Below are 16,687 nucleotides of genomic sequence, written 5' to 3'. Positions count from 1 at the left end.
GCCCGAGGCCGCCGCCAGGAGCCCAAGCCAGTCACGGGTGTGTCAGCTTTGCCCGTCCTGGCGGCGCTGTCCGGTCCCGGCACCGCCAGGTGTGGGGGCGGGCCCGTACAGCACTCCTTCCCCGCCCGCCACGCCGCCCGACCGGCAACCGGCCAGTGCCTGCTCGACCGGCGACCGTCCGGCGGGCACGAACACGCGGACTACTACTACGGGCCGCGGACGACATCGCTGATCCAGCGCGCTTCCGGTGATTCGCCGTCCGGGTGAATTCGACACCGTACAGCTCATGTGCAGTGTCATCAGAAGCACTGGTGGGGTTTTCTGGTGACCCGGAGTCCGGTGGGAGGTGTGCACATGGTGTCCAGCAGCGGCAATGCGATGCGCCTGCTGTCCCGTGCCCTCTGTGCGATCACACTGATCACTCTGGCGACGCTGGCACACGCCGTCTCACCCCCGGCCTGGCAGCAGCCGACCTCCTCGCACATCGGCCTTGAAGGCCGCACTGTTCACACCGTGACCGAGGACATCGACAGTGCCGCTCTCCCCGTAGTGGGGTCCGCCGTCCCGGACTCCGGAGGTCACGCGGGCGCCCATGGCTGGCGAGTGGGTTCGACTTCCATCGGTAAGCCGAAGCATGCTGCCGACCTCGCGGGTGCTTCCTCTGTTGTCTCGCACGCGGTCCGCCGGGATGCAGAGGCAGGCAGTGGAACTGCAGGGCCCGCTCCTGCCGCAGCCGCGGGCGCTCCCGGATTCTCCTCAGGGTGCGCCCTGCGCTGCTGAGCGAACCCGGCCTCTTCGACGTGCCTGCCAGTGGGCGGGGCGCTGCGGAAGAGGCCTGCCGTCACAGTAGTTGACGCTCACTGACTCCGCAGGAGCACTTCCTCATGCCCGCAGACGTCTTTGCGGCCATGGGCGCGTTGGTACGCGCCGAGGCCGCCCGGAAACTCACCTCACCTGCCCCGCCCGTGAACATCGCCCCATCTCCACTCAGCGATGGGTCCGTTCACGGCTCCCGTCCGCTGCCACGGGCACCACGTCCTGCAAAGGCGCCGTCCGGGTGGTGGCGCCGGGTTGTGGTCACGCGGCACCCCTGGTGTGTCACATTGTGCCGCCACGACCCCGTCGGGGACGGCTCACCCGAACCCCGCCTCTGACTGCTTCCCGGCGGTAGGTGGACCCAGCGGCGTACGCCGCACCGGTGCCTTCTGCCCGGGTGCATTCACCCACGTCACAGACGCGCCCCGGGCGCATTGGGGACACCCGCCTGACATGCGATCCTTCATCGATCACGCCCGCGTCCTTCGCCATCCGCCCCTTCGACGCGGCGATTACCCGGCCCGTCCGGCAATGGCGGACGGCATCATCCCCCACCACAAGGGGAGGCGCATACAACTGCGCGCGTGGTGCTACGAAATCCACATCCGTACCGTGCTTGCCCCGCGGCCGCACCAAGACGCGTTTCTCCCGTTGTGACCGGCACCCGCGTACGCGACCGCGATCGGAACCCCAGGGGCAGGGGGGATGACCCCGAAGTCGGTAAACCGCGCGCCGGAGCGGTGGGACGTGAGGTAGCGGCGTCCTTCGTCGTCTTCCTCGTGGCGCTTCCCCTGTGCGTCGGAGTGGCGACTGCGTCCGGCGTTCCGGCTGAACTCGGCCTGGTCACCGGCATTGTCGGCGGGCTGGTGGTCGGCTGCCTGCCTGGCAGCAGCCTGCAGGTGAGCGGCCCGGCGGCCGGCCTGACAGTGCTGGTCCACGAGGCGGTCAGCGCTTACGGCATCACCGTGGTGGGGGTGATTGTCCTGGCGGCAGGCGTACTGCAGCTGGCCATGGGCCTCGCACGCATCGGAGGATGGTTCCGGGCAGTCTCTGTCGCCGTCGTACAAGGAATGCTCGCCGGAATCGGACTTGTGCTGATCGCCGGTCAGCTCTACGCGATGGCGGACGCGACGTCACCGAGTACAGGCCCGGCAAAGATCACCGGCCTACCGGGACTGTTCACGGGAGCAGTGGGCTCCTTCGAGGCACAGGCCGCACTCGCACTCGGGGCCACAACCATCGCGGTGATGACCGTGTGGAGACATCTGCCGCACGCTGTACGACGAGTACCGTCTCCGCTCGCTGGGGTGGGTGTGGCCACCGGATTGGCGGTTCTGTCCGACGCCCCTGTGGCGAAGATCGAAGTGCAGGGGGTGTTCCAGGCCATTCAGCCTCCGACCGCAGACGCCTTCGGGCAGTTGGCCGGGGTGAGTCTGGTCGGCACCGTGCTCGCCTTTGCCCTGATCGCCTCGGCGGAAAGCCTGTTCAGCGCAGCGGCGGTGGACCGGCTGCACGACGGGCCGCGTACCGACTACGACAAGGAGCTCGTTGCCCAGGGCGTCGGAAACACGGTCTGCGGGATGCTCGGCACCCTGCCGTTGACGGCAGTCATCGTGCGCAGCGCGGCCAACGTCCAGGCAGGTGCGCACACCAAGGCTTCCCGTGTACTGCACGGCGTCTGGCTTCTGCTGTTCGCTGCGATTCTGCCGTCCGCCCTCTCCGCGGTGCCGCTCGCCTCACTGGCCGGGGTCCTGATCTACTCGGGCGGCAAGCTGATCCCCGTCAGGCAATGGCGCGGACTGTGGCGCGAACAGCGCGGAGAGGCCGTGATCCTCGTAGCAACGGCAGCCTCGATCGTCGTGGTCAACATGTTCGAAGGCGTGCTGATCGGTCTGGCGTTCGCCGTGGCCAAGACTGCTTGGGACACCTCCCACCTGCGCTTGGAGGTGTCCGATCAGGGCAGTGGGCCGGTCAAGGTGTACATGATCGGCAATGCCACCTTTCTGCGACTGCCGAAGATGCTGGACGCGTTGGAGGCACTGCCCCGAAACCGCAGCGTGGAAATCGACCTGACGGGCCTGCGCCACCTTGACCACGCATGCCGCACTGCATTGTCCACATGGGCGGAGCCGCGCAATGAAGGACGCACCCAACCGGTCACCGTCATCGATGCCTCATGAGCCGGCCCACGCTTGGATACATCCGACAGGTGTCGAGTGTTCCGCACGCAGACCGGCAGCGTCGGGGAAGTCCTACAGGTGACGGTGTGGAGCCTCGGCCACTACGGATGGCGGCCCGAGTCGCATGGCGAGGAGGATCGTTCAGATGGCCGATGCGCGGCGCAGGGCCCGTCGTTGCCGATGACCCCGCCGAGGAGGACGCCCGCGGAGCACACCGCTGGGCTCACCGGCTGAGTTCCTTAGCAGATTCGCATGGCTGGTACTGTCTCGATGAGGTTTTTCACCCTTAATTCCCCATAAATGCACATCACTTCCTGTTCGGCGATATGGTCGGGGCGTGCCGTCCGTTGTTGTCCCGGGGCCGGGTGTTCGCCGCCTCGTCATCACTCTGTTCCTGAGCCTGGCGATCGCCGCCGTGGCCCATGTGCTGACATGTGGTGTGCAGGCGCAGGACGGACATCACGTGTCACTCCTCAGCGGTCCGCCGCCCGCAGCCGACCCCCACGTGCGGGACACGGGACCCGTGTTGGACACAGCGGAAACCACCGACAGCGACGGGTCCGAGACCGGGCATCATCCAGCGACTCCCGGCGGATGCTGTGATTCGGCGGTGCTCCTGGTCGAGGCGCCGACGCGCTCCGGGCTCCCCCTCCTGGCGGCGCTGCTGAACACCCTGGCAGCGTGGGGACTCATGGAGGCGGGCCTCTCGAGTCCGTCGCGGCGCCGTCCCGTAGGGCTCGCAGCCGGTGGGACGCCGTGCCCCACGGGATTCTCTCTGCTGCAACTGGTCTGCGTCAGCCGTACGTGACACGGCTCGGTGCGCCCGGCCGCTCCCGCGACCGCCCGCACGAGCCGCCCGTACCCGTACCGTTCTCACGCGACGGCCCCGACCCGGTTCGCGGCCGTGGAAAGACCAGGTCGCCATGACCGCTGCCATGCGCAGCATTTCCACCGACGACGTGCACACCTTCGTGGCCGCACACGGACTCCCCGAACCGGCAGGTGCGCCCCGCCGCACCCCCGCCGGTATGGTGGGCAACACCCCGGTCCTCTGGGTCGGAAGCCCTTTCACTCCCGCAGGCCGAGGCTTCTGGGCCAAGTTGGAGGGCGCCAATCCCGGCGGCATCAAGGACCGCCCGGCCCTTCACATGGTTGCGGCTGCCCGGGCCCGCGGAGAGCTCAGGCCCGAAGCGCCCGTCATCGAGTCCACCAGCGGGACGCTCGGACTCGGTCTCGCGCTCGCGGGCATCACCTACGGCCATCCGGTCACTCTGGTCACCGACCCAGGCATGGAACCGCTCATGGTCCACCAGCTCCGCGCCCTCGGCGCCCGGGTGGAGGTGGTGGCAGAGCCGAGTCCGGCCGGCGGCTGGCAGCAGGCGCGCAGGGACCGCGTCCGCTCCCTGCTCGCCGCGCATCCGGGCTCCTGGTGCCCCGACCAGTACCACAACCCGGACAACCCGGCGGCGTACGCGAATCTTGCCCTCGAACTCGTCGTACAGCTCGGCCGGGTGGACGTGCTGGTGGCCGCCGTTGGAACGGGCGGGCACTCGGCCGGGACCGCCCGTGCCCTGCGCGCGATCTCGCCGGGCGTGCGGCTGGTGGGCGTCGACTCGGTGCGCTCCACCATCTTCGGCCAGCCCGCCGGTGTTCGCCTGATGCGGGGCCTGGGCAGCAGTATTTACCCGCGCAACGTCGACCACGCCGCCTTCGACGAGGCCCATTGGGTCGCACCGAACGAGGCGGTCCGGGCGGCCCGGCAGCTGGCGAGGCACCACTGTGCGAGCGGCGGCTGGAGCGTCGGCGCCGTTGCGCTGGTGGCCGGCTGGCTCGCCCGCACCCACACCCCGGGTACCCGCATCGCGGCGATCTTCCCCGACGGAGTCCACCGCTACTGGGACACGGTCTACAACGACGACTACTGCCGCACGCACGACCTCCTCTCACGCCGGACCGCTGACGACCCCGATGAGATCGCCCATCCCGGCGAGCGCGTCGTGGAGCGCTGGACGCGCTGTGTGAACGTCACCGCGCCCCGCGCCGACGAGGAGACCACACGATGAGGGAGCTCGCCCGGCAGTTCCGCTCCTTCGACGGTGCCCTACGGCTGTTGATGGTCCAGCAGTTCACCATCAACACGGCGTTCTACATGCTCATGCCCTACCTTGCGATCCACCTCTCGGGTGGCCTGGGCATGGCCGCCTGGGCGGTCGGACTCGTGCTCGGCGTAAGGAACTTCAGCCAACAGGGCATGTTCCTCATCGGCGGCACGCTCGCGGACCGGCTCGGCTGCAAGAGCGTGATCGTCGCCGGATGTGTGCTGCGGACCGTGGGCTTCGGACTGCTCGGCTTCGTCGACTCGCTGCCCGCGCTGATCGTCGCGTCGGCGCTGACGGGCTTCGCGGGGGCGTTGTTCAACCCGGCTGTGCGGGCCCTGCTCGCACGGGAAGCGGGGGAGCGACGGGTGGAGGCGTTCGCGCTGTTCAACGTCTTCTACCAAGTGGGCATGTTCGCCGGCCCCTTGATCGGTCTTGCCCTGATCGCACTGAATTTCCGCCTGGTGTGCGCGGTGGCGGCACTGCTCTTCCTCGCACTCACCCTCGTACAGGTCAAGGTCCTGCCCGACCGCGGGCGCCCGCCGGCTGCGAAGGAGCGGCGCCAAGGAGTGCTCGCCGACTGGCGCACTGTCGTGTCCAACCGCCCCTTCCTGCTCTTTTCCGCGGCGATGATCGGCTCGTACGTCCTGTCCTTCCAGATCTACCTGGCGCTGCCGTTGCAGGCGCAGCGGGTGGCCCCGGGGAGCGGGGACGGCGTCACCACGTCGCTCTTCGCCGTGTCGGCGGGTGTTGCCGCGGCAGGGCAGCTGCGCATCACCGCCTGGGCGCGGGCGCGTTGGTCTCCGGGCCGGTCCGTCGTGTACGGCTTGACGCTGATGGGCGGCGCCTTCGCACCGCTCTTTGTCGCGGGCGCACCACCCCGGGGCGAGGGACTGCTGATCCGGGCGGTGGCCCTGACACCGCTGTTCCTTGCGGCCGCCCTGCTCGCCCTCGGTACGGCCCTGGTGTATCCGTTCGAGATGGACACCGTCGTCGCGTTCTCCGGCGAGCGGTTGGTCGCCACCCATTACGGCCTGTACAACACCATCTCGGGCGTCGGGATCACCGTCGGGAACCTTGCGACCGGCGCCGTGTGGGATGCCTCCACTGAGCAACCGCGCCTGCCCTGGCTCGTGTTGTGCATCGTGGGCGTCGTGTGCGCCGCAGCCATCGCAGGTTTGACGCGTACCGGGAGACTTGGACCTCTCCGGGTCGGCCGGGCGGGGGAACCTGTTCCGCAGCGGTGAGGCAATGCCGTCCGGCGCGATGGCCTGCTCAGCTCGCCGGGAAAACTGGGCGCACTGACCGCGACATTGCTCATTCGGCCGTGACCGAGCGCTCTAGCCGCCAGTCTTGAGCGCGGTGGTTGGCCGGCAGGGTAGTTCGCCGGCGTGGCATAGCCCTCCGGCCGGCTCAGGTCAGGTTCAGTCCTCCGTCGAGCACGATGACCTCGCCGGTGAGATAGGTGCTGGCGATCACCGACGCCACCAGGTCGGCCACGTCGGCGGGCTGAGCCGGGCGGCGCATGGGCGCGCGGTCCCGCCACAACTCGTGCGCCTGAGCCCAGTCCTTCGTCATCGGCGTGTCCACCAGCCCCGGAGCGACCGCGTTGACCCGCACATCCGGCCCGAGCGCAGCCGCGAGCAGCCGGGTCACGTGATTCAGCGCGGCCTTGCTCGCTGCGTACGGCACCGACGAGCCCTTGGGGCGCACCCCGGCATGACTGGTGATGTTCACGATGCTGCCGCCTGCGGGGGATCGGCGCAGCATCGGAAGTGCCGCTGTGCACAGCACCCACGGTGCGATCAGGTTGACTTCCAGCAACTGCCGCCAGTCCGCCGGTGTCGCAGCGGCCAAGTCGTCGTGCGGGATCGGCCAGCTGATGCCCGCGTTGTTCACCAGCACGTCCAGGCGCCCGAACCGGCCGAGTGCCGCCTCGACCAGCCCCCGGGCCTCCTCCTCCACCGCCAGATCCGCCCGTACGTACGCCCCGCCGAGCTCGGCCGCCAGCGCCTCCCCGGCCTCCGCACTGCGTCGCGAGTGCACGACGACCCGCATTCCGTCCGCCGCCAGCCTCCGTGCAACGGCCTCCCCGATCCCCGACGTGGACCCGCTGACCAGGGCGACGGGCCTATCCGCTTGTTCAGTCCTCATGCCGACGGATCCTGTCATGGCCTCCAGCAGAGATGTCGGGGCGTGGCCATCGCCACCCCACGCCGCGCCCGCGCCATCGACGCAGTCCTGCGTAACCGAGCGCCCCGGTTGGCCGGACGCGCCAACCAGGGCGCTCGGTCACATCGGTGTTCAAGGAATCCGGCCCCGGGAAAGGCCGCTGAGAGTGCAGCCCTCCCGCGTGAGGTGCTACCGCATGGCCGGAGCAGGTCCGGAGGACGCTGGTCAGAGCCAGCCGGCACGGTGGAAGCTTCGGTGGATGACGAGGCAGGCGGTAGCCATGACTCCGAGGGTGAGGGGATATCCGTAGGTTCAGCGCAGCTCCGGCATGTGGTCGAAGTTCATGCCGTAGACGCCGCAGACCATCGTCGGTACGGCGATGATCGCCGCCCATGCCGTGATCTTGCGCATGTCCTCGTTCTGGGCGACGGTCACCTGGGCGAGGTGGGCCTGGAGGATTGAACCGAGCAGGGCGTCGAACGACGCGACGCGGGGTTCAGTCGGCGCCGGTCCGTTTCCGGAGCGTGCACCGACTCATCCGCACGACGCGGGCGCCCCGCGCGGCGATACAAACTTTCGGGAGGATTGGACACACAGCCGATCTCCCGATCCTGGCGCATCCTCGATCTCCCGGTCCATGGGGTCAGAGCCAGTCCCGGCGTTTGAAGACCACGTACAGCCCGAGACATACGACAGCCATCAGCGCGATTGCGAAGGGGTACCCCAGGACCCAGCCGAGCTCCGGCATGTGTGCGAAGTTCATCCCGTAGATGGTCCCCACCAGTGTCGGCGCGAACAGAATCGCCGCCCACGAGGAGATCTTCTTGATCTCCTCGTTCTGCGCGTGGCCGGCCTGCGCCAGCTGCTTCATCTCCTCGTTCTGCTGCTGGCTGACCAGCGTGGCATTGACCGCGAGGATGTCCTGCAGCGCCAGGCGGAAGCCGTCGACACGTTCGGTGACATGGGTGGAGTGGTCGGCCACATCGCGCAGGTACCTGCGCAGTTCCTCGTCGATTCCGTACTTCTCGAATCCGGCGCTCAGCCCCTCCAGGATCCTCGTCAGCGGACGGGTCGCGCGCGCGAACTCCACCACTTCCCGGGAGAGCTCATAGATACGGCGGGACACCTTCGGGTCGCCACTGAAGACCTCGGTCTCGATCTCGTCTACGTCGTTCTCCACGCCGGCGACCACGGGCGCGTAGCCGTCGACGACCGCATCGAGGATCGCGTACAGCACCGCCTCGGGGCCGCGCTTGAGCAGATCCGGGGTGTCCTCCATACGACGCCGGACCGCTGCCAGATCCGGGGCGGCCCCGTGGCGCACGGTGATCACGAAGTCGGTTCCCACGAAGACGTGCAGCTCGCCGAAATCGACCTCTTCGGCGTCATCCAGGTAGCGGGCGGCACGCAGCACCACGAACAGGGTGTCGCCGTAACGTTCCAGCTTGGGGCGCTGGTGCGCCTCCAACGCGTCCTCGACGGCGAGCGGATGCAGGTCGAACTCGTCCGCAACGGACAGCAGCTCGGCCTCGGTCGGCCGGTGCAGGCCGATCCACGCCATGCCGCCGTCCGCCTCGCGGAGCTTCTGGAAGGTCTCGGCGAGCGAGTCATGGGTGCTGGTGCGGTGGCCGTCGTGATACAGCGCGGCAGTGATGACGCTGGTCTCACGGGGCGGCTGCTGCCCGGCCGATGCAGCCGTGCCGGGCTGCTCATCGGCGGGGAGATGCCCGGCCGGGCGCTTGGCCGGCTTCTTGAACGCGCGCAGGGCACGCAGACGACGCTCGGACATGACGGAGTCCTTCCGCAGGCAGGAAGTAGAAGGCGTAGGGATGGGCGAGGGCACGCCGCAGACGTCGCCTTCGGATCCGGCTAGGGTCCGGTCATGGCAGCGTCCCGCGGCGTGCGACTAGGAGGTTCACCACACATCGTGGATCTCACCTGCCTTTCTGTACGCACGGGACGGGGCCGGTGAGCAGGCTATACCTTGCCGGGCGAACTCTCTGGACCGATGAACACGGCGCCGTGGAGTACGCCTGCCAAGGCGAACCGCCTGCTCCTGGTGTGACCGGGGCCGCGGTCGGCCCGTCGCTGCCGGCCGGGGTGATGGTGAGGAGTCTGTACGCCGCGGCCTCAACCGCCTGCTGTGGCGCCGCCTCCACCGCCTCGCAGAGGCCCGCTGCTCAGTCGTGCACGGCAGCGCCGCTGAGGTGGTGGTCGGCGAGGTTCATGACTTCGTCGACCACGCGTCGCAAGTGCTCGTCGGGCAGGCCGTAAATCATGCGCCGACCCTCCTTGCGTACGGACACGAGCCCCGCCAGTCGCAGCTTGGCCAAGTGCTGACTGACCGCCGGACGAGCGGCTCCGCAGGCTGCCGTCAGTGAGGTGACATCCGCTTCACCTTTGCCGAGCGTGTGCACCAGTGCGAGCCGGGTGCGGTCGGCGAGCAGGATCAGGACCGCGGCGGCGTGGGTGAGCTGTTCGGCGCCTGGATCTCGCGGGTGCGTACCGTGTGCAGGTGATAGGTGCATGCGTGCGCTCATCTGCACATAATGGGTCAGGGCGCCTTGTGGTGTCCACATCCCCGTCCCGCGTCGAAAGGCCGGACCGTGAGCGAGCAGCCTGGACACACCCACCACCCGCACGAGTACCGGCACATGCGCGACCATGATCACGGACGGGACAGCGGGCAGGCCCATGGGCGCGGTGGCACCCGCCGCCGGGCACGGTGGCGGCATCAACTCGGCCACCTGGTGAAACCGCACTCGCACGAGTCCGCCGACAAGGTCGACCGTGCCCTGGAGTCCTGCGCGCAGGGCATGCGGGCGCTGTGGATTTCGCTGGCGGTGCTCGGCGTCACGGCTGTGACGCAGGCTTTGGTGGTCGTCCTGTCCGGCTCGGTGGCTCTGCTCGGCGACACCGTGCACAACGCGGCCGACGCACTGACCGCACTGCCACTGGGCGTGGCCTTCGTCCTGGGTCGCCGGTTGGCGAACCGCCGTTTCACCTACGGCTACGGGCGGGCCGAGGACCTGGCCGGCATCGTCATCGTGGTGACCATTGCGGCCTCCGCGTTCTTTGCCGCCTGGACCGCGATCGACCGCCTGCTGAACCCACAGGGGATCAGCTACCTGCCCGCCGTCGCTGCCGCGGCCGTGGTCGGCTTCGTAGGCAATGAGTGGGTGGCCCGCTACCGCATCCGAGTCGGACGCGAGATCGGCTCGGCTGCCTTGATAGCCGACGGATTGCACGCCCGAACCGACGGATTCACCTCGCTCGCCGTGTTGTTGGGCGCAGGCGGTGCCGCGATCGGCTGGCGGCTTGCCGACCCGATCGTGGGTCTTGTCATCACCGCTGCGATTCTGCTGGTGCTGCGCGACGCCTGCCGGGAAGTCTTCCGCCGGGTGATGGACGCCGTCGATCCCGCCCTGGTCGACGCAGCCGAGCACGCGCTGGAACACGTGGCGGGCGTAAGGGCGGTGGGTGAGCTGCGGCTGCGCTGGATCGGCCACCGGCTGCGTGCGGAGGTCGCGGTCGTCGTCGACGGCGAGCTGAATGTGCGTGAAGCCCACCAGGTGGCCGTGGAGGCCGAGCATGCCCTGCTGCACGCCGTACCGAAGCTGACCGCGGCCTTGGTCCATGCCGACCCGACTCCGGCGCCGGGTGCCCCGGACCCGCACCTGGTCCTGGCACACCACGGGACCTGAGCCGAGAGATCTGCAACGGCACCAGGACCATGAGGACTTCGTCGGCCGTGGCCGGCGAATACCTCCAGGGCGTGGACCGGTCGGTCCGCGTCGTCACGGTCGCCGGCTGGATCTCAGGCCTCGACCTGGGCAATGTCGGCTACATCATCGTCGGACTCTTCGTGCTGGTGCGGGCGGTGGCGTCGGCTTACTGGAGGATCGCGAAAGTCGAGGAACGCTGGACGGCCCGTGCCACCGACAACGGCTGACGCCGACTTCGTCCGAACCGGCAGGGGACGCCGCCGGATCTGCGTCGATGGTGATCGGAAACGGTCCGGGGCCGCGCGGTGAGTTCACACGACGCGGCCCCGGACCGTCGGAAAAGAAGGGGGGTGCGGCTGGGCGGCGGGTCAGCCCTTGCGGGACTTGACCTCGTCGGTGAGCTGGGGGACGACCTGGAAGAGGTCGCCGACGACGCCGTAGTCGACGAGGTCGAAGATGGGGGCCTCGGCGTCCTTGTTGATCGCGACGATCGTCTTGGACGTCTGCATGCCGGCGCGGTGCTGGATCGCGCCGGAGATGCCGGAGGCGATGTACAGCTGCGGGGAGACGGACTTGCCGGTCTGGCCGACCTGGCTGGAGTGCGGGTACCAGCCGGCGTCGACTGCGGCACGCGAGGCGCCGACGGCCGCGCCGAGCGAGTCGGCCAGCGCCTCGATGACCGCGAAGTTCTCCGCACCGTTGACGCCACGGCCGCCGGAGACGACGATCGCGGCCTCGGTCAGCTCCGGACGGCCCGTCGACTCGCGCGGCGTGCGGGACAGCACCTTCGTGCCGGTGGCCTGCGCGGAGAACGACACCGCCAGGGTCTCGACCGCGCCCGCCGCCGGAGCGGCCTCGACCGGAGCCGAGTTCGGCTTGACCGTGATGACCGGGGTCCCCCTGGAGACACGGGACTTGGTGGTGAACGACGCGGCGAACGCGGACTGCGTGGCGACAGGACCCTGCTCACCGGCCTCCAGGTCGACGGCGTCGGTGATGACGCCCGACCCGATCCGGACCGCGAGACGGGCCGCGATCTCCTTGCCCTCCGCGGAGGACGGGACCAGCACCGCCACCGGAGACAGGGCGGCATGGGCGGCCTGCAGCGCGTCGACCTTCGGCACGACCAGATAGTCGGCGAACTCCGGCGCATCGGCGGTCAGAACCCTCACCGCACCGTGCTCCGCCAGCACCCCCGCGGTACCGGCGGCACCACTGCCGAGCGCCACCGCGACCGGCTCACCGACACGACGCGCCAGCGTCAAAAGCTCCAGGGTCGGCTTGCGGACGGCACCGTCCACGTGATCGACATAAACGAGAACTTCAGCCATGGGACTTCAATCTCCTGCGAGTAGCGAAGAAACGACGGGGGACAAACAGGGGGGTCAGATGAACTTCTGGCCGGCCAGGAACTCGGCCAGCTGCCTGCCGCCCTCGCCCTCGTCCTTGACGATCGTGCCCGCCGTACGGGCCGGACGCTGCGCCACGGAATCCACCACGGTCCAGGCACCCGCCAGACCGACCTCGCCCGCCTCGATCTCCAGGTCCTCCAGGTCCAGCGACTGAACCGGCTTCTTCTTCGCCGCCATGATCCCCTTGAACGACGGGTAACGCGCCTCACCCGACTGGTCCGTCACCGACACCACCGCCGGCAACGACGCCTCCAGCCGCTCCGAGGCCGTGTCGCCGTCCCGGCGGCCCGTCACCGTGCCACCCTCGACCGACACCTCCGACAACAGCGTCACCTGCGGGACACCCAGACGCTCCGCCAGCACCGCCGGCAGCACACCCATCGTGCCGTCCGTCGACGCCATGCCACAGATCACCAGGTCGTAACCCGTCTTCTCGATCGCCTTCGCCAGCACCAGCGACGTGCCCATCACATCACTGCCGTGCAGATCGTCGTCCTCGACGTGAACAGCCTTGTCCGCACCCATCGACAGCGCCTTGCGCAACGCGTCCTTGGCATCCTCCGGACCCACCGTCAGCACAGTGATCTCCGCACCGTCCGTACCGTCCGCGATCTGCAGCGCCTGCTCCACCGCGTACTCGTCGAGCTCCGACAGCAGACCGTCGACATCCTCACGGTCCAGCGTCAGGTCATCGGCGAAGTGCCGGTCGCCGGTGGCGTCGGGCACGTACTTCACACAGACAACGATCCTCAAGCTCACGCCGGCTCTCCTACCTGGGTGTGGTTCGTATCGACGACAATATGGCACTCAGTACCCTCTGTAAAGGAACTCGGTGCCAGAAAGGGCATTCCGGTGCTACGTTCCCCGCATGACTGACGCACGCAGACCAGCGAAGAAGCCCCCCATGCGGGAGGTGCTCGCCCAGGCGGCCTTCCAGCTCTTCCTGGAGCGGGGCTTCGAGCGGACCACGGTGGACGACATCGTGGCGCGGGCCGGGGTCGGGCGCCGGTCGTTCTTCCGGTACTTCCCCTCCAAGGAGGACGCGGTCTTCCCGGATCACGAGCGCTGCCTTGCCGACATGACGGCGTTTCTCGCGGAGGTCGGTGACGCGGAGCCGGTCGACGCGGTGTGCGACGCGGCCCGGCTCGTGCTGCGCATGTATTCCGCAAACCCCGAATTCTCCGTCCAGCGCTACCGGCTCACCCGGGAGGTGCCCGGGCTGCGTACCTACGAACTGTCCGTGGTGCGCCGTTACGAACAGACGTTGGCCGGCTATCTCCGTGACCGGTACGGCGAGTCGGGGGACGGTGCGCTGCGGGCCGAGGTGATCGCCGCTTCCGTGGTTGCCGCGCACAACAACGGGCTGCGGACCTGGCTGCGTTCGGGCGGTGAGGGGGACGCGGAGGCCGCGGTGGATCTCGCACTCGGTCTGGTGCGTCAGGTGTGGGGGAGTGCGCCGGCCGGGGGTGCGTACCCGGCCGCCACCGACGGTGACGTGGTTGTCATGGTTGCCGCCAAGGGGGCCCCGATGTGGCGCGTCGTGCAGCAGATCGAGTCGGTCATCGGCCAGGGCTGACACCGGGGCCGACCTCGGTATGGCACTGAGTGCGTTTACGTTTCGGCACTCAGTGCCCTATGGTGCGGACGCGCCGACGCGCAGGTGCGGCGCATCCGAGCCGAGCTCAGGGGGTCGAAGCGTGTCCCAGTCATCAAGTGGCACCGTGCAGACGGTGCATGAGGAAGTCGGCCTGTACTACCACCGGTGCCGCTGGTGCGGCACGGCCTCCTTCCGGAGGCTGCTGTGTCCGGTGTGCGCATCAAGTGATCTGAAGCCCGAACGCAGCGCCGGTCTGGGTGTCGTGGTGAGGTCCGGCGTCGTGCATCGCTATACGGACGCGGCACGCAACGAGTCCCTCGTCCGGCTCCCCGAGGGCTTTGTGTTCCGTTGCCGTGTCGTGGGTGCCGCACCGCACCAGGTGTCGGCCGGCACGCGGGTGCGCCCGGTTGCCGACGGTGATCGGGATGCCGGTGAGGTGGTCTTCGAACTCTGCGACCCGCCCGGGCGCGACGACTGGTTCTGACAGGCCCCGACCGCCGAGCTGTTCGCCTCCCCGAAACACCTGTACACCCAGGCGCTGCTCTCCGCCGCGCCGGTCCCCGACCCGGTCGAGCAGCGCTCCCGCGAACGCATCGTGCTGCACGGCGAGCTCCCCAGCCCGCTGGACCCCGCCGCCCGGCTGCCGCTTCCACACCCGCTGCCCGCTCGCCACCGACCGGTGCCGCACCGAGGCCCCGGCCCTGCGCGAACTGCCCGGCGGCCGGCGGGTCTCCTGCGACCTCGTCAAGGACGACGGCACCGCCCCGGACCCGCCTGACCTTCCGTACATACGATCCGAACCGAACTCCAGAACCTCGCACGTCGCAGCAAGGAGCCATATCCGTGTTCACCACCCGGCCGACCCTCCAGGGCACCTTCGGCATGGTGTCCTCCACCCACTGGCTCGCCTCGCAGTCCGCGATGGCCGTCCTGGAGGACGGCGGCAACGCCTACGACGCCGCCGTCGCGGCCGGATTCGTCCTGCATGTCGTCGAACCGCACCTCAACGGCCCGGCCGGTGAAGTGCCGATGATCCTGGCGCCGAAGGACGGCGAGGTGCAGGTGCTGTGCGGCCAGGGCCCGGCCCCCGCCGGTGCCACCGTCGCCCACTACCGCTCCCTCGGCCTCGACCTGGTCCCCGGCACCGGACCGCTCGCCGCAGCCGTGCCGGGCGCGTTCGACGCCTGGATGCTGCTGCTGCGCGACCACGGCACCAGGACCGTCGCCGAGGTGCTGCGGTACGCCATCGGGTACGCGCAGGACGGCCACGCGCCCGTCGAGCGGATCGGCCAGACCGTCGAGACCGTCCGCGAACTCTTCGAGACCGAGTGGCGGTCCTCCGCCGACGTCTACCTGCCCGGCGGCAAGTCGCCGAGGCCGGGCGAGCTGTTCCGCAACCCCGCACTCGCCGCCACCTGGCGCCGGCTGATCGCCGAGGCCGAGGAGACCGGCGGCGAGGACCGCATCGCCCAGATCGACGCCGCACGGAAGATCTGGAGCGAGGGTTTCATAGCCGAGGCCCTGGTGCGCCAGGCGGCCCGCCCCACCATGGACACCAGCGGCTCCCGCCACACCGGTACCCTCACCACCGCCGACCTGGCCGGCTGGTCCGCGTCCTACGAGGCGCCCGCCACGTACGACTGGAACGGCTGGACGCTCGCCAAGGCGGCCGGCTGGAGCCAGGGCCCCGCCTTCCTTCAGCAGCTCGCCCTGCTCCCGGCCGAGCTTCCGCAGTACGGCTCCGCCGACTACGTCCACCTGCTCATCGAGGGCTGCAAGCTGGCCATGGCCGACCGCGAGGCCTGGTACGGAGACGCCGCCGACATCCCCCTCGACACGCTGCTCTCGGAGCCGTACAACGCCGAGCGCCGCGCCCTCATCACCGACGAGGCCTCGCGCGAACTGCGCCCCGGCAGCCCGGACGGCCGCACTCCCGTCCTCAGCGAGCACGCCCATGCCGTCGCCTCCGGCGAGGCCGGCTTCGATGCCATGGGCATCCCGGCGGCGGGCGTCGGCGAGCCGACCGTGGCGAAGAACCGCGCCGGTGCCGGCGAGCCGACCGTCGACAAGGACGGCACGACGCGCGGCGACACGTGCCACGTCGACGTGGTCGACCGCTGGGGCAACATGGTCTCCGCCACGCCCAGCGGTGGCTGGCTCCAGTCCAACCCGGTCGTGCCGGAGCTCGGCTTCCCGCTCGGCACCCGGCTCCAGATGGCCTGGCTCGACGAGGACCTGCCGAACTCCCTCACCCCCGGCCGCCGCCCCCGAACCACCCTCACCCCCTCCCTCGCCCTGCGCGACGGCGTTCCGGTCATGGCGTTCGGCACGCCCGGCGGCGACCAGCAGGACCAGTGGCAGGTCCACTTCTTCCTGGCGGTCGCGCTGCGCGCCGAGGTCCGCGGCGGCCTCGACCTCCAGGGCGCCATCGACGCCCCGAACTGGCACAACGACAGCTTCCCCGGCTCCTTCTTCCCGCGCGGGATGCGCCCCGGCAGCGTCACCGTCGAGGAGGGCATGGACCCGGAGGTCGTCGAGGAGCTGCGCCGCCGCGGCCATGACGTCACCGTCGGCGACCCGTGGTCCGAGGGCCGGATGTGCGCCGTGGCCCGTGACCCGGAGACCGGAGTGCTGTCCGCGGCCGCGAACCCGCGCGGCATGCAGGGGTACGCCGTCGGACGCTGACCGG

The 16,687-nt window shown here is 69.5% G+C and carries 13 protein-coding genes and 3 pseudogenes; 10 read left to right on the top strand and 6 right to left on the bottom strand.

The genetic code is table 11. The annotated features are described in order from the left end of the window. The first annotated feature begins 354 nt into the window (after positions 1 to 354). The 4 genes from OG609_RS06490 (at position 355) to OG609_RS06475 (ending at position 6,339) form a co-directional block, all read left to right on the top strand. Positions 355 to 780 (top strand): hypothetical protein, encoded by a 426-nt coding sequence (locus tag OG609_RS06490; protein ID WP_327271917.1) that lies wholly within the window; start codon positions 355 to 357, stop codon positions 778 to 780. Positions 781 to 1,556: 776 nt separating this feature from the next. Next, on the top strand, positions 1,557 to 2,996 hold the full coding sequence (locus tag OG609_RS06485; protein WP_327271916.1) for a SulP family inorganic anion transporter: 1,440 nt from the start codon (positions 1,557 to 1,559) through the stop codon (positions 2,994 to 2,996). A gap of 935 nt (positions 2,997 to 3,931) precedes the next feature. Further along, on the top strand, positions 3,932 to 5,059 hold the full coding sequence (locus tag OG609_RS06480) for a PLP-dependent cysteine synthase family protein (RefSeq protein WP_382910305.1): 1,128 nt from the start codon (positions 3,932 to 3,934) through the stop codon (positions 5,057 to 5,059). Next, complete coding sequence (locus OG609_RS06475) at positions 5,056 to 6,339, top strand: MFS transporter (protein WP_327271914.1); 1,284 nt, start codon at positions 5,056 to 5,058, stop codon at positions 6,337 to 6,339. The genes OG609_RS06480 and OG609_RS06475 overlap by 4 nt, the downstream gene beginning before the upstream one ends. Positions 6,340 to 6,505: 166 nt before the next feature. On the opposite strand, the gene OG609_RS06470 is transcribed toward OG609_RS06475, so the two are convergent. From OG609_RS06470 to OG609_RS06455, 4 genes and pseudogenes are all read right to left on the bottom strand, one after another. Beyond that, complete coding sequence (locus tag OG609_RS06470) at positions 6,506 to 7,246, bottom strand: SDR family NAD(P)-dependent oxidoreductase (protein WP_327271913.1); 741 nt, start codon at positions 7,244 to 7,246, stop codon at positions 6,506 to 6,508. Between the two features lie 243 nt (positions 7,247 to 7,489). Beyond that, positions 7,490 to 7,756: pseudogene (locus OG609_RS06465) on the bottom strand (CorA family divalent cation transporter); the annotation flags it as partial. Between the two features lie 151 nt (positions 7,757 to 7,907). Continuing rightward, positions 7,908 to 9,053, bottom strand: a complete 1,146-nt coding sequence (locus OG609_RS06460) for a magnesium and cobalt transport protein CorA (protein ID WP_327271912.1) — start codon at positions 9,051 to 9,053, stop codon at positions 7,908 to 7,910. Positions 9,054 to 9,444: 391 nt separating this feature from the next. Continuing rightward, entirely contained in the window at positions 9,445 to 9,792 is a 348-nt protein-coding gene (locus tag OG609_RS06455) for an ArsR/SmtB family transcription factor (RefSeq protein WP_327271911.1), read from the bottom strand. A gap of 126 nt (positions 9,793 to 9,918) precedes the next feature. Between OG609_RS06455 and OG609_RS06450 the strand changes: the two genes are divergently transcribed. Continuing rightward, on the top strand, positions 9,919 to 10,968 hold the full coding sequence (locus OG609_RS06450) for a cation diffusion facilitator family transporter (RefSeq protein WP_327277953.1): 1,050 nt from the start codon (positions 9,919 to 9,921) through the stop codon (positions 10,966 to 10,968). A gap of 98 nt (positions 10,969 to 11,066) precedes the next feature. After that, positions 11,067 to 11,216 (top strand): annotated as a pseudogene (locus OG609_RS06445) (HoxN/HupN/NixA family nickel/cobalt transporter); the annotation flags it as partial. Between the two features lie 141 nt (positions 11,217 to 11,357). Here OG609_RS06445 and OG609_RS06440 read toward each other — a convergent pair. Both OG609_RS06440 and OG609_RS06435 read right to left on the bottom strand, forming a co-directional pair. Continuing rightward, positions 11,358 to 12,320: an electron transfer flavoprotein subunit alpha/FixB family protein gene (locus OG609_RS06440; protein ID WP_327271910.1), complete on the bottom strand. Its 963-nt coding sequence runs from the start codon at positions 12,318 to 12,320 to the stop codon at positions 11,358 to 11,360. Positions 12,321 to 12,374: 54 nt separating this feature from the next. Then, on the bottom strand, positions 12,375 to 13,160 hold the full coding sequence (locus tag OG609_RS06435; protein ID WP_327271909.1) for an electron transfer flavoprotein subunit beta/FixA family protein: 786 nt from the start codon (positions 13,158 to 13,160) through the stop codon (positions 12,375 to 12,377). A 109-nt stretch (positions 13,161 to 13,269) separates the two neighbouring features. On the opposite strand from OG609_RS06435, the gene OG609_RS06430 reads away from it, so the two are divergent. From OG609_RS06430 to OG609_RS06415, 4 genes and pseudogenes are all read left to right on the top strand, one after another. After that, on the top strand, positions 13,270 to 13,977 hold the full coding sequence (locus tag OG609_RS06430) for a TetR family transcriptional regulator (RefSeq protein ID WP_327271908.1): 708 nt from the start codon (positions 13,270 to 13,272) through the stop codon (positions 13,975 to 13,977). Positions 13,978 to 14,131: 154 nt separating this feature from the next. Further along, on the top strand, positions 14,132 to 14,482 hold the full coding sequence (locus OG609_RS06425) for a Zn-ribbon domain-containing OB-fold protein (protein ID WP_442817943.1): 351 nt from the start codon (positions 14,132 to 14,134) through the stop codon (positions 14,480 to 14,482). Further along, a pseudogene (locus tag OG609_RS06420) lies at positions 14,483 to 14,768 on the top strand (oligopeptide/dipeptide ABC transporter ATP-binding protein); the annotation flags it as partial. Positions 14,769 to 14,841: 73 nt separating this feature from the next. Then, positions 14,842 to 16,683 carry a gamma-glutamyltransferase family protein gene (locus tag OG609_RS06415; RefSeq protein WP_327271906.1) on the top strand — a complete coding sequence of 614 codons (1,842 nt, stop codon included), beginning with the start codon at positions 14,842 to 14,844 and terminating at the stop codon, positions 16,681 to 16,683. Positions 16,684 to 16,687: the final 4 nt, after the last annotated feature.

It is taken from the genome of Streptomyces sp. NBC_01224, assembly GCF_036002945.1.
Classification (GTDB): Bacteria; Actinomycetota; Actinomycetes; order Streptomycetales; family Streptomycetaceae; genus Streptomyces.
The sequence above is the reverse complement of the archived record's forward strand: the minus strand, read 5'-3'. Positions and strand labels throughout refer to the sequence as shown.